Annotated in this window: 10 protein-coding genes; all 10 read left to right on the top strand. The window is 73.1% G+C overall.

The genetic code is table 11. The features are described 5' to 3' along the window. Positions 1-27: 27 nt before the first annotated feature. The 10 genes from OKX07_RS10720 (at position 28) to OKX07_RS10675 (ending at position 12,323) form a co-directional block, all read left to right on the top strand. Entirely contained in the window at positions 28-333 is a 306-nt protein-coding gene (locus OKX07_RS10720) for an HGxxPAAW family protein (RefSeq protein ID WP_265628071.1), read from the top strand. Positions 334-403: 70 nt separating this feature from the next. After that, positions 404-1,033: a hypothetical protein gene (locus OKX07_RS10715; RefSeq protein WP_265628070.1), complete on the top strand. Its 630-nt coding sequence runs from the start codon at positions 404-406 to the stop codon at positions 1,031-1,033. Between the two features lie 20 nt (positions 1,034-1,053). Then, on the top strand, positions 1,054-1,488 hold the full coding sequence (locus OKX07_RS10710) for a DUF2752 domain-containing protein (protein WP_265628069.1): 435 nt from the start codon (positions 1,054-1,056) through the stop codon (positions 1,486-1,488). 43 nt (positions 1,489-1,531) lie between these two features. Continuing rightward, positions 1,532-2,134, top strand: coding sequence for a DUF4190 domain-containing protein (locus OKX07_RS10705; protein WP_265628068.1), 603 nt, complete (start codon positions 1,532-1,534; stop codon positions 2,132-2,134). A 164-nt stretch (positions 2,135-2,298) separates the two neighbouring features. Continuing rightward, positions 2,299-3,111, top strand: coding sequence for an indole-3-glycerol phosphate synthase TrpC (gene trpC / locus OKX07_RS10700; RefSeq protein WP_265628067.1), 813 nt, complete (start codon positions 2,299-2,301; stop codon positions 3,109-3,111). 38 nt (positions 3,112-3,149) lie between these two features. Then, positions 3,150-4,427: a tryptophan synthase subunit beta gene (trpB, locus tag OKX07_RS10695; RefSeq protein ID WP_265631897.1), complete on the top strand. Its 1,278-nt coding sequence runs from the start codon at positions 3,150-3,152 to the stop codon at positions 4,425-4,427. Beyond that, on the top strand, positions 4,424-5,260 hold the full coding sequence (trpA, locus tag OKX07_RS10690; RefSeq protein WP_265628066.1) for a tryptophan synthase subunit alpha: 837 nt from the start codon (positions 4,424-4,426) through the stop codon (positions 5,258-5,260). Before trpB ends, trpA begins: the two co-directional genes overlap by 4 nt. Next, positions 5,257-6,135, top strand: coding sequence for a prolipoprotein diacylglyceryl transferase (lgt, locus tag OKX07_RS10685; protein ID WP_265628065.1), 879 nt, complete (start codon positions 5,257-5,259; stop codon positions 6,133-6,135). The genes trpA and lgt overlap by 4 nt, the downstream gene beginning before the upstream one ends. Positions 6,136-6,289: 154 nt before the next feature. After that, complete coding sequence (gene gltB / locus OKX07_RS10680; protein ID WP_265628064.1) at positions 6,290-10,855, top strand: glutamate synthase large subunit; 4,566 nt, start codon at positions 6,290-6,292, stop codon at positions 10,853-10,855. After that, complete coding sequence (locus OKX07_RS10675) at positions 10,848-12,323, top strand: glutamate synthase subunit beta (protein WP_265628063.1); 1,476 nt, start codon at positions 10,848-10,850, stop codon at positions 12,321-12,323. Before gltB ends, OKX07_RS10675 begins: the two co-directional genes overlap by 8 nt. The last annotated feature ends 95 nt before the right edge of the window (positions 12,324-12,418 follow it).

The following is a 12,418-nucleotide window of genomic DNA, read 5'->3' as shown; positions in this document are numbered from 1 at the left end:
GGCAAACCGAGCACGAAGGACGTACTGATGGCCGATCACTCGCTGGCCCACCGCGCACAGAACACGACGCGTACCGAGACGGTGCACCTGCCGCCGACGACCGCGCCGACGAACCACGGCCGCACCGTCGCCGCCTGGACGACGACCTGGACTGTCGTGGGCGGTTCCGTCGTGGCCGCCCTCGGCGTCACCTTCGCGCTGGTGTGGCTCTTCTGGGTCGGCATGGCGGTCATGGTCGCCGGGGTCGTCCTCGGCAAGGTCCTGCAGCTGCTCGGCCACGGCCAGGGCGGCGCAGCGACGCTCGCTCGCGCGAAGCGTCGCGGGGGCCACTGACCGCACCGGAGTCGTGCTCCGGTCAACCCCGGCCGGCTCGACCGGCCACCACCGAGCCAGGGAGAGCTGCATGTCGACCCCGAACGAGCCCCGAGACCCGTACACGCCCGACGACGAGCCGGGCACCGGGTCCGGTGCACCTGGCGGCGCGGCGCAGCCGCCCGTCCCGCCCACGTCCGGCGAGGTCCCGCCGTACCCGGCCGGCACCAGCCCGGACCCGGCCGCGACCGGCGCCGGCCAGCCGCCGGTGTACGGCCAGCCGCAGCCGCCCGCGTACGGGCAGCCCCCGGCCTACGGTCATGCACCCGCGTACGGACAGGCTCCCGGCTACGGCCAGGAGGCCGGCGGCTACGGTGCCGCGGGCTACGGCGCGCCGCAGGCCACCACACGCAACTCCCTCGGTGTCTGGTCGCTCGTGCTCGGCATCGTCTCGGTCCTGCTGTGCTGCCTGGTCATCGGTGTCATCCCCGGCGCCGTCGGTCTGTGGCTGGGCATCAAGGGCCGCGGCGCCGCGGCGCGCGGTGAGGCCAGCAACGGCGGGCTCTCGATGGCGGGCATCATCGTGAGCATCCTCGGCATCCTGATCGGCCTGTACTTCCTGGTCACCTTCGCCATCGCGTTCGCCCAGTACGGCGGCTGGGACGGCTTCTGGGCGTACGTGCAGGAGGAGATGGAGCGCCAGCAGCAGATGGCGCCGTGACCCTTGCGCAGCGAACGGACGTGAGCACCGGCACCGCATCCTCGTCGCACGTCGTGCGGCGGGGGGCGGTGCCGCTCGCGCTCGGCGCCGCGGTGACGGCCGGTGTCGTCCTGCTCGTCGTCCGGACGCCGTACGCGCCCCTCAGCTACGGGATCTGCCCGTCGGTCCTGTTCCTGGGGGTGTCGTGCCCCGGCTGCGGAGGGCTGCGCGCGACGCACGACCTGGCCACCGGCGACGTCGCCGGCGCCTGGGCGGCCAACCCGCTGTGGACCGTGACGGCACCGCTCCTCGTGCTCGCGTGGATCGCGTGGACCGTGCGGCGCCTGCGCGGCGGCCCGCCGACGAGCGCGCCCGCCTGGCTCCCGTGGGTCGCCCTCGGCAGCGTCGTCGCGTTCGCCGTGCTGCGCAACGTGCCCGCCCTCGTCCCGTACCTGGGACCCGCCCCGCTGCCCTGACCGGCGGGGCGGTCCCGTCGACCCACCCGTCCGGAGGACCACCATGAGCCAGCCCCACGACCCCCAGCCGGGCCCCGTCTACGGCCAGGAGGGCGCGTACGCCGCGCACCCCGCCGGACCGACGCCCGTCGACGCGCCACCGACCCCCGTCGACGCGGCACCGCCCGTCGACGCCGTGTCATCCCCGCCCCCGCCCGCCCCTACCGCGGGCCACCCGCCCGCAGGGTCTCCGCCCGCCGGCTACCCGCAGGCGGGCTACCCGCAGGCGGGCTACCCGCCCGCCGGCTACCCGCAGGCCGGCTACCCGCAGGCCGGCTACCCGCCGCCCGGCTACCCGCCGCCCGGTGCGACTCCCTACGTGCCGCGGAACGACCTCGCGGTGTGGTCGCTCGTCCTGGGGCTGCTCGGCGTGCTCGGCTGCGTGTTCTTCACGGGCGTGCCCGCGGTCCTCATCGGCGGCAACGCGCGCAAGGCCGTCGCCGCGGGCCAGGCGAACAACGAGGGCATGGCCACCGCCGGCATCGTGCTCGGCTGGATCGCCACGGGGCTCGGCGTCCTGTTCGCGGTCATCTTCGTGCTCGCGGCGGTGCTGCCGCTGCTGTTCGTCGGGTTCGCGATCCCCTTCATGAGCTCCGACATGGGCTAGGCCCGTCGCGGGACGTCGGCGACCCTGGGGCCCGTGGTCCCACACCTCGGTCGGGTGGACGGACGTGCTGCTGGGCCCGTCTACGATGACGTGTCGGCAGCGGGCCCCGGGATCGTGCACGGGGGACGCGCCCACACCAACCGGCCAGAGGGGATGTTCCGTCGATGACCGTGCTGGATGACATCGTCGCGGGGGTCAGGGAAGACCTTGCCGCACGTGAGGCGACCACGCCTCTGGGGGAGCTCAAGGAGCAGGCCGCACGCCGCGAGTCCGCGCTGCAGTGCGTGTCGCGGCTCAAGGCGGTCGACGCCGTGACCGTGATCGCCGAAGTGAAGCGCTCGAGCCCGAGCAAGGGCGCGCTCGCCGCGATCTCGGACCCGGCGGCGCTCGCCGCCGAGTACGAGAAGGGCGGCGCCGTCGCCATCTCGGTCCTCACCGAGCAGCGCCGGTTCAACGGCTCGCTCGCCGACCTGGACGCCGTGCGCGCACGCGTCGACGTCCCGGTGCTGCGCAAGGACTTCGTGGTCTCGCCCTACCAGGTGTGGGAGGCGCGGGCGCACGGTGCCGACCTCGTCCTGCTCATCGTCGCGGCCCTCGAGCAGACGGTGCTCGAGTCGCTGGTCGAGCGCGTCCACTCGCTGGGGATGACGGCGCTGGTCGAGGTGCACGACACCGAGGAGGTGGCGCGCGCCGTCGACGCCGGTGCGCGTGTCATCGGCGTCAACGCCCGCGACCTGCGGTCGCTCGAGGTGGACCGGTCGACGTTCTCGCGCGTCGCGCCGGCCATCCCGTCGGACGTCGTCAAGGTCGCCGAGTCCGGGGTGCGGGGGCCGCACGACGTCATGGACTACGCCCGCGCCGGTGCCGACGTCGTCCTCGTCGGGGAGGCGCTCGTCACCGACGACGCGCCCCGGCAGTCCGTCGCGGACCTCGTGGCCGCGGGCGCCCACCCGTCGCTGCGCGCGGTGCGCCAGTGAGCGCCCCGACCGCCGGCCGCGGCCAGGCGGGCCGCCGGATGCGCGACGTGCTGCTCGGCGGCGGGCCGCTGGCCACGCACGAGGGCCCCTACTTCGGCGACTTCGGGGGGCGGTTCGTCCCCGAGGCGCTGATCGCGGCCCTGGACGAGCTCGAGACCGCTTACCACAAGGCCCTCGCCGATCCGACCTTCTCGGACGAGCTCGAGCGTCTGCACCGCACCTACACGGGTCGCCCGAGCCCGCTGACGGAGGTGCCGCGGTTCGCGCGGCACGTGGGCGACGGGGTGCGCGTCTTCCTCAAGCGGGAGGACCTGAACCACACCGGCTCGCACAAGATCAACAACGTCCTGGGCCAGGCCCTGCTGGTCAAGCGCATGGGCAAGCGGCGTGTGATCGCCGAGACCGGCGCCGGTCAGCACGGCGTCGCCGCTGCTACCGCCGCCGCGCTGCTCGACCTCGAGTGCACCGTGTACATGGGCGAGGAGGACACGCAGCGCCAGGCGCTCAACGTCGCTCGCATGCAGCTGCTCGGCGCCACGGTCGTCCCCGTGACGATCGGCTCGCGGACGCTCAAGGACGCGATCAACGAGGCGCTGCGCGACTGGGTCGCCAACGTCGACACGACGCACTACATGCTCGGCACCGTCACCGGCCCGCACCCGTTCCCGGAGATGGTGCGCGACTTCCACAAGATCATCGGCGACGAGGCGCGCGCGCAGCTGCTCGACGAGACGGGCCGGCTGCCCGACGCGGTCGTCGCGTGCGTCGGCGGCGGGTCCAACGCGATGGGCATCTTCAACGCCTTCCTCGACGACCCCGAGGTGCGGCTGTTCGGCTTCGAGGCCGGTGGCGAGGGCATCGCGTCCGGCCGCCACTCCGCGCGGTTCTCGGGTGGCGTGCCCGGTGTGCTGCACGGCGCGCGCAGCTACCTCCTGCAGGACGAGGACGGTCAGACCCTGCCGAGCCACTCCGTGTCGGCCGGCCTGGACTACCCGAGCGTCGGACCGGAGCACGCCTGGCTGCACGACACGGGCCGCGCGCAGTACCGCCCGGTGACCGACGCCGAGGCCATGGAGGCGTTCCGCCTGCTGTGCAGGACCGAGGGCATCATCCCGGCGATCGAGTCGGCGCACGCCCTCGCGGGGGCGATGCAGCTCGGCGCGGAGGCTGCGACGTGGTCGCAGGACGGGAGCGAGCCGATCGTCCTGATCAACCTGTCGGGCCGGGGTGACAAGGACGTCGCGACGGCGGCCGCCTGGTTCCGGCTGATCGAGGACAAGCCGGTGCTCAAGGCCGACGAGGGGGAGCAGCTGTGAGCGTCACGGGCGTGCGATCGGCGACGGGTGACCTGCTCGACGGGCTGGCGGCCGGTCCCGCGCCGCGCGCCGCGCTCATCGGGTACCTGCCGGTCGGGTTCCCCTCGGTCCCGGGCTCGGCACAGGCCGTGCGGACCATGGTCGAGGCGGGCGTCGACGTGGTCGAGCTCGGCATGCCGTACACCGACCCCGTCATGGACGGACCGATCATCCAGGCGGCGGCCAACCACGCACTCGCCAACGGCACCCGCGTGCGCGACACCCTGCGCGTGGCCGAGGAGGTCGCGGCGGCGGGGGCGCCCGTGCTGGTCATGACGTACTGGAACCTCGTGCTGCGTTACGGCGTCGAGGCGTACGCGCGGGACCTCGCGGCAGCCGGCGGCGCCGGGCTCATCACGCCCGACCTGATCCCCGACGAGGGCGCCGAGTGGATCGCCGCGGCGGACGCCCACGGGCTGGACCGCGTGTTCCTCGTCGCGCCGAGCTCGACGCCCGAGCGTCTCGCCTCGACCGTCGCCGCGAGCCGCGGGTTCGTCTACGCGGCGTCGACGATGGGCGTGACGGGGGTGCGGGCGACCGTGGGGGAGCGCGCGGAGCAGCTCGTGGCGGACACGCGTGCCGCCGGTGCGTCGCGCGTGTGCGTGGGCCTCGGGGTGTCCCGCCCCGAGCAGGCGGCGCAGGTCGCCGGGTACGCCGACGGCGTCATCGTGGGTTCCGCGCTCGTGCGGGCGCTGCTGGACGCGCCGGACGAGGTCGCCGGCCTCGACGCCCTCGCGGGAGTGGTGAGCGGCCTGGCCGACGGCGTGCGCTCGGCGCGCCGCGCGCCCCGATGACGCTGCTGCCCCTCGCCCTCCCCAGCCCGTCGCAGGGCGTGTGGTACCTCGGACCGTTCCCGGTGCGTGCGTACGCGATCGCGATCCTCGTGGGGATCGTGGTCGCGACCCTCATGACGCAGCGCCGCTGGAAGGACCGCGGGGGAGACCCCGAGACGGTGCTGGACATCACGTACTGGGCGGTCCCGTTCGGGATCGTGGGTGGCCGGATCTACCACGTCCTCAGCTCGCCGGACGCGTACTTCGGACCCGACGGGGACCCCTGGAAGGCGTTCGCCATCTGGGAGGGCGGTCTCGGCATCTGGGGCGCCGTGGCGTTCGGCGCCGTCGGCGCGTGGATCGGCTGCCGTCGCAGCGGGGTGCGCCTGGCGCCGTTCGCCGACGCGGTCGCGCCCGGCCTGCTGGTCGCCCAGGGCATCGGCCGGCTCGGCAACTGGTTCAACCAGGAGCTGTTCGGCGGTCCCACGACGCTCCCGTGGGGCCTGCGCATCGACGACGCGCACCTGCCCGCGGGCTACGACCCGGGCTCGCTCTTCCACCCGACGTTCCTGTACGAGCTGCTCTGGAACCTCGGGGCCGCGGCCCTCCTGATCTACCTGGACCGTCGCCACCGGCTCGGGCACGGTCGCGTCTTCTGGCTGTACGTCGTGCTGTACACGGCGGGACGGCTCTGGATCGAGCTGCTGCGCATCGACCCGGCCGAGACGGTGCTGGGGGTGCGGCTCAACGTCTGGACCTCCATCCTGGTCGGGCTGGGCGCGCTGGTAGCGTTCGTCGTGGTCGGACGCCGCCATCCCGGGCGTGAGACGACCCTCCTGCGGACACCCCCCACGACGCAGGACGACGAGGCTGACGCCCCCGACCGGACCCGGTGACACCGGGTCCGCGACAGGAGCTGTCGCTCGACGCGGTCATCCGGACCGCTCCGCGAGCGGTATCGTCGCCTCACTGCACGGGCCGACGACGTCCCGGTACCCCCTTTGTTCGTGCTACTCCCCGGCCTTGTCGGGGCCTGTGAGGACGGTGCTGATGTCGACGTCGCCCGTGAGCCCCGGCACCGCCGTGGCGCCAGCCCGGCACGCCCTCTACGACCCGTCCGCCGAGCACGACGCGTGCGGCTTCGCCTTCGTCGCGACGCTGCGCGGCACCCCCGGTCGCGACATCGTCGACGCCGGGCTGACGGCGCTGCTCAACCTGGACCACCGCGGTGCGGTCGGTGCGGAGGAGGACAGCGGCGACGGTGCCGGCATCCTCACCCAGATCCCCGACGCGTTCCTGCGCGACGTCGTCGACGCCGAGCTGCCCGCCGCGGGCTACTACGCCATCGGCATGGCGTTCCTCCCGGTGGACGACGCCGAGCGCGCCCGCACCGTCGCGGCGGTCGAGGCGGTCGCTGCCGAGGAGAAGCTCGAGGTCCTCGCGTGGCGCGAGGTCGTCGTGACCGCCGACCTCGTCGGCCCGACGGCGCGCGCCTCCATGCCGGTGTTCCGCCAGCTCGTCGTGGCCGACCCGTCACGCGAGCTCTCCGGCATCGCGCTCGACCGTCGCGCCTACCGGCTGCGCAAACGCGCCGAGCGGGAGCACGGCGTCTACTTCGCGTCGCTGTCGGCCCGGACGATCACCTACAAGGGCATGCTCACCACGGGTCAGCTCGAGCCGTTCTTCGCGGACCTCTCGGACCCGCGGTACGCGACCGAGATCGCCCTCGTGCACTCGCGGTTCTCGACCAACACGTTCCCGTCGTGGCCGCTCGCGCAGCCGTTCCGGATGGTCGCCCACAACGGCGAGATCAACACCGTCCGGGGCAACCGCAACTGGATGGCGGCGCGCGAGGGCATGCTCACCTCCGACCTGCTGGGCGACCTGGCGCCGCTGCTCCCGGTCTGCACCCCGGGCGGGTCGGACTCCGGGAGCTTCGACGAGGTCCTCGAGCTGCTGCACCTGTCGGGGCGGTCGCTGCCGCACGCGGTGATGATGATGATCCCCGAGCCGTGGGAGAACCACGCGCAGATGGATCCCGCGACCCGTGCGTTCTTCGAGTACCACTCGACGCTCATGGAGCCGTGGGACGGCCCGGCGGCGATGACCTTCACCGACGGGACCGTGATCGGGGCGGTTCAGGACCGCAACGGGCTGCGCCCGGGCCGGTACTGGGTGACCGAGGACGGTCTGGTCGTCTGCGCCTCCGAGGCCGGCGTCCTGGACCTCGACCCCTCCTCGATCGTCTCCAAGGGGCGGCTCGAGCCGGGTCAGTTCTTCCTCGTCGACATCGGCCAGGGACGCATCGTCGCCGACGTCGAGGTGATGGCCCAGCTCTCGGCCCAGCGTCCGTACGCCCAGTGGGTGCAGGACAACGCGGTGCACCTCTCCCAGCTGCCCGACCGCGAGCACGTGGCGCACTCCGCCGCGTCGGTCCGCCGTCGGCAGCGGGCGTTCGGCTACACCGAGGAGGAGCTGAAGATCCTCCTGGCGCCGATGGCGTCGGCCGGTGCCGAGCCGCTCGGCGCGATGGGCTCGGACACCCCGGTCGCGGTGCTCTCGAAGCGTCCCCGGCTGCTGTTCGACTACTTCACGCAGATGTTCGCGCAGGTCACCAACCCGCCGCTCGACGCGATCCGCGAGGAGCTGGTCACGTCGATCGGCGGGGCGATCGGACCGGAGCCGAACCTCCTGGTCGACGGTCCGGAGCACGCGCGCAAGATCATGCTGCCGTTCCCGGTCATCGACAACGACCAGCTCGCCAAGATCGTGCACGTCGCGAAGGAGCCGTCCCTCGGCTTCCGTGCGACGACGATCCGGGGCCTGTACCGGGTCGACGGGGGCGGCGCCGCGCTCGAGCGTCGTCTCGAGGAGATCTTCGCCGAGGTCGACCGCGCGGTCGCCGACGGCGTGAGCTTCCTGGTGCTGTCGGACCGCAACTCCGACGCCGACCTGGCGCCGATCCCGTCGCTGCTGCTGCTGTCCGCCGTGCACCACCACACGCTGCGTCGGCACACCCGCACGCAGATCTCGCTCGTCGTCGAGGCCGGTGACGTGCGCGAGGTGCACCACGTCGCGCTGCTCGTCGGCTACGGCGCCGCGGCCGTCAACCCGTACCTCGCCATGGAGACGGTGGAGGACCAGGCGCGCAGCGGCTACTTCGCCGGCGTCACCCCCGAGAAGGCGGTCACGAACCTCATCAAGGCGCTCGGCAAGGGCGTCCTGAAGGTCATGTCGAAGATGGGGATCTCGACGATCGCGTCGTACCGCGGCGCCCAGGTCTTCGAGGCGATCGGGCTCTCGCACGCGCTCGTCGACCGGTACTTCACCGGCACGACGAGCCGGCTGGGCGGCATCGGTCTCGACGTCATCGCGGCCGAGGTCGCGGCGCGGCACGCCGACGCGTACCCCGCGAGCGGCAACCGCCAGGCCCACCAGCGCCTCGCCGTGGGCGGCGAGTACCAGTGGCGCCGGGGCGGCGAGGAGCACCTGTTCGACCCCGAGACCGTGTTCCGGCTGCAGCACTCGACGCGCACGCGCCAGATGGACGTGTTCCGCGAGTACACCTCGCGCGTCGACGAGCAGTCCGAGCGGCTCATGACGCTGCGCGGGATGCTGCGCCTGAAGGACGGTGACCGGCCCGCGGTGCCGATCGACGAGGTCGAGCCCGTCAGCGAGATCGTCAAGCGGTTCAACACGGGCGCGATGTCGTACGGCTCGATCTCGATGGAGGCGCACGAGACGCTGGCCATCGCCATGAACAGCATCGGTGGCAAGTCGAACACGGGGGAGGGCGGCGAGGACTCCGAGCGCCTGCACGACCCGCGCCGGCGCTCGGCGATCAAGCAGATCGCGTCGGGCCGCTTCGGCGTCACGAGCGAGTACCTCACCAACGCGGACGACATCCAGATCAAGCTCGCGCAGGGCGCCAAGCCCGGCGAGGGCGGTCAGCTGCCGGGGCACAAGGTGTACCCGTGGGTCGCGAAGACCCGGCACTCGACGCCCGGCGTCGGCCTCATCTCGCCGCCCCCGCACCACGACATCTACTCCATCGAGGACCTCGCGCAGCTCATCCACGACGCGAAGAACGCCAACCCCTCGGCCCGCATCCACACCAAGCTCGTCAGCGAGTTCGGTGTCGGGACGGTGGCCGCGGGCGTCGCCAAGGCGCACTCGGACGTCGTGCTGATCTCCGGTCACGACGGCGGCACGGGCGCGAGCCCGCTGACGTCGCTCAAGCACGCCGGTACCCCGTGGGAGATCGGCCTGGCGGAGACCCAGCAGACCCTCGTGCTCAACGACCTGCGCGACCGTGTCGTCGTGCAGGTCGACGGCCAGCTCAAGACGGGCCGCGACGTGGTGGTCGGCGCGCTGCTGGGCGCCGAGGAGTTCGGCTTCGCGACCGCGCCGCTGGTCGTCTCGGGCTGCGTGATGATGCGCGTGTGCCACCTCGACACCTGTCCGGTCGGTGTCGCGACGCAGAACCCCGAGCTGCGCGCGCGCTTCAACGGCCGCCCGGAGTTCGTCGTGACGTTCTTCGAGTTCATCGCCCAGGAGGTGCGCGAGTACCTCGCCGCACTCGGCTTCCGCACGCTCAAGGAGGCCGTGGGTCGCGTCGAGATGCTCGACACCCGGGACGCGATCGACCACTGGAAGGCCGAGGGCCTCGACCTCGGCCCCGTGCTCGCGGTGCCGTCGCCCAAGCCCGGGTCGGCCCTGTCCCATGCCCGCGACCAGGACCACGGGCTGGACCGCGCGCTCGACAACCAGCTGATCGCCCTGGCCGCGGACGCCCTCGAGCGCTCCGAGCCCGTGCGCATCGACCTGCCGGTCCGCAACGTCAACCGGACGGTCGGCACCATGCTCGGGCACCAGGTGACCAAGCGCTTCGGCGGTGCCGGCCTGCCCTTCGGGACGATCGACGTCACGCTGACGGGCTCGGCCGGGCAGTCGTTCGGGGCCTTCCTGCCCCAGGGCATCACCCTGCGGCTCTTCGGCGACGCGAACGACTACGTCGGCAAGGGGCTCTCGGGCGGGCGGATCGTCGTGCGTCCCGACCGCAGCTCGGTCCTGGCGAGCCAGCACAACGTCATCGCCGGCAACGTCATCGGCTACGGCGCCACCAGCGGGCAGATCTACCTGCGCGGTCTGGTCGGCGAGCGGTTCGGCGTCCGCAACTCCGGCGCGACGCTCGTCGTCGAGGGCGTGGGCGACCACGCCTGCGAGTACATGACGGGCGGCACGGTCGTGGTGCTGGGCCCCACGGGACGCAACCTCGGCGCCGGGATGTCGGGGGGGACGGCCTACGTGCTCGACCTCTCGCGTGAGCTGGTGAACGTGGACGCCGTCCGCACGGGGGAGCTCGCGCTCGACCCGCTCGACGACGACGACTTCGCGCTCGTCGAGAGCACGCTGCGCGACTACGCCGAGGAGACCGGCTCCCTGGTGGCCGCGCAGCTGCTGGAGGACCCGGCCGCGACCCGTGCACGGTTCACCCGACTGCTGCCCACCGAGTACTCCCGCGTCCGCCGTGCGCTCGCGCAGGCCGAGGCCGACGGCCTCGACCCGAGCGCACCCGGTGTGTGGGACACGATCCTGGAGGTGGCCCGTGGCTGACCCCCGCGGCTTTCTGAAGGTGCGGGACCGCGAGCTCCCGCCCAACCGCCCGGTCGAGGTGCGCCTGCGCGACTGGAAGGACGTCCACGCGCTCCGGCAGGAGGGGCAGCCGTACCTCAGGGAGCAGGCCGGTCGCTGCATGGACTGCGGCATCCCGTTCTGCCACAACGGCTGCCCGCTGGGCAACCTCATCCCCGAGTGGAACGACCTCGTGCGGCAGGGGCAGTGGTCCGACGCGATCGACCGTCTGCACGCGACCAACAACTTCCCCGAGTTCACGGGGCGTATCTGCCCGGCGCCGTGCGAGTCGAGCTGCGTGCTGGGCATCAACCAGCCGCCCGTCACCATCAAGAACGTCGAGGTCTCGATCATCGACGAGGCGTTCGCCCGCGGCCTGGTCCACCCCCAGGTCCCGCAGCGTCTCACCGGCCACACCGTCGCCGTCGTCGGCTCCGGCCCAGCCGGTCTCGCCGCGGCCCAGCAGCTCACGCGCGCGGGCCACACGGTCGCCGTGTACGAGCGGGACGACGAGATCGGCGGCCTGCTGCGCTACGGCGTGCCCGACTTCAAGCTCGAGAAGATCCACATCGACCGCCGGCTGGAGCAGATGCGTGCCGAGGGCACGCGCTTCCGCCCGGGGGTCGCGGTCGGCACGGACGTGACGTGGGTGCAGCTGCAGGCGCGGTACGACGCGATCGTCGTCGCGACCGGCGCGACGGTGCCGCGCGAGCTGCAGGTGCCGGGCCTGGAGCTCGACGGCGTGCACGCCGCGATGGACTACCTGCACCAGGCGAACGCCGTCGTCGCCGGCAAGGACGTGCCGGACCAGATCACCGCCGAGGGCAAGCACGTCGTGATCATCGGCGGCGGCGACACCGGGTCCGACTGCCTGGGCACGGCGCTGCGCCAGGGTGCCGCGTCGGTGACGACGCTCGCGATCGGCAAGCGGCCGCCCGGGGAGCGCCCGGAGACCCAGCCGTGGCCCACCGACCCGGTCGTCTTCGAGGTCTCGTCGTCGCACGAGGAGGGCGGCGAGCGCGCCTACCTCGCGTCGACGGTCGCCTTCGTCGGCGGCGAGGGCGACGACGCGGGGCACGTGCGCGCGCTGCGCCTCGCCACGACCGAGTACCTGCCCGACGGACGCCGCGAGCCCGCACCCGGCACGGAGCGCGACGTGCACGCCGACCTGGTGCTCGTCGCGATGGGCTTCACCGGCCCGGAGACGCAAGCGCTCGTCGAGCAGATCGGCATCGGTGTGACCCCGCGCGGTGCGGTGGCCCGCGACGAGGACTTCGCGACCGGCGTGCCGGGCGTGTTCGTCGCCGGTGACGCGGGCCGTGGCCAGTCGCTCGTCGTGTGGGCGATCGCGGAGGGTCGCGCGGCGGCCGCCTCTGTCGACGCCTACCTGTCGGGCTCGTCCGAGCTCCCCGCGCCGGTCTCGGCCACCACCGTGCCGATGCGCCCGTGATCCTCCCCCCGTCCACCCGATCCCCTCGTCCCGTGACGCGTACCCGCAGGTGCGGGATCGCCACCGGGACGTCCGGCCCTGAGGCCGAAATCCAG

The sequence above is a fragment of the Cellulomonas sp. S1-8 genome (assembly GCF_026184235.1).
GTDB lineage: Bacteria > Actinomycetota > Actinomycetes > Actinomycetales > Cellulomonadaceae > Cellulomonas.
The sequence above is the reverse complement of the archived record's forward strand: the minus strand, read 5'-3'. Positions and strand labels throughout refer to the sequence as shown.